Source organism: Streptococcus cristatus (assembly GCF_003943505.1).
Lineage (GTDB): Bacteria > Bacillota > Bacilli > Lactobacillales > Streptococcaceae > Streptococcus > Streptococcus cristatus_E.
This window is the reverse complement of record NZ_RJPS01000037.1, coordinates 1-967: the sequence shown is the minus strand read 5'-3', so window position 1 is coordinate 967 and position 967 is coordinate 1. Positions and strand designations below refer to the sequence as shown.

The 967-nt window shown below is 45.2% G+C and carries 1 protein-coding gene; it reads left to right on the top strand.

Translation table 11 applies throughout. From position 1 onward, the window contains the following. A partial coding sequence (locus D8792_RS10770; protein WP_142999397.1) for a sialidase family protein occupies window positions 1-967 on the top strand: 967 nt, incomplete at both ends.

Genomic DNA, 967 nt, shown 5'->3' with positions numbered 1-967 from the left:
CCCTGAGTGAAAAGGCAGATGTATTTGAGAGTGGAGCTGGCGGTCAGGCTAATAGTCAAGGAATTAAAAGCTATCGAATCCCAGCCTTGTTAAAGACTCAGAAAGGCACCTTGATTGCAGCTGCGGATCAGCGCCGCTTGCATGCGTCAGACTGGGGGGATATCGGCACAGTTATTCGCCGTAGTACAGATGGCGGCCAGACTTGGGGGCCAGAAAAGACGATTGTCAATTTGCGCAATAATCCCAAAGCAACGGATCCGAATCAGGGCTCTCCTGTAACGATTGATGTGGCTATGGTTCAGGATAAAGACGGAACCATTCATGCCATCTATGATATGTTTACAGAAGGGCGGGCTGTTTTTGACCTGCCTGCTAAAAACGAAGAAGCCTATACAACGATTGATGGCAAGGTTTATCAGATTCTTTATCACGAAAATGGTCAAAAATATACAATTCGTGAAAATGGAACAGTCTATGATGCAAACGGTGTAGCGACAACCTATCGTGTAGTGGTCAATCCACAGGAAAAAGACTATCGAGATAAAGGTGACCTTTATGACGGAGACCGCCTGATTGATAATATTTATTTCACGACTAAGAAAGATTCGCCTTTCCGTGTTGCTCGGACTAGCTATCTATGGACATCAGTGAGTAAGGATGATGGACTGACTTGGTCTGCTCCGCGTGATATTACTCCTATGGTCAAGGAAAACTGGATGAAGTTCTACGGGGTCGGCCCTGGTACAGGCATTCGTCTTCATACAGGCCTGCACAAAGGACGTTTAGTTATTCCGACTTATTCGACTAACGAATCTTCCCATTTACATGGTTCTCAGTCTTCTCGGGTTATCTATTCAGATGATAATGGACAAACTTGGCATTCTGGAGCAGCAGTTAATGATGGTCGCAGAGTGAATAATACAGAGATTCAATCCAGCACCATGAATCATCCTTCGGCTCAAAACAC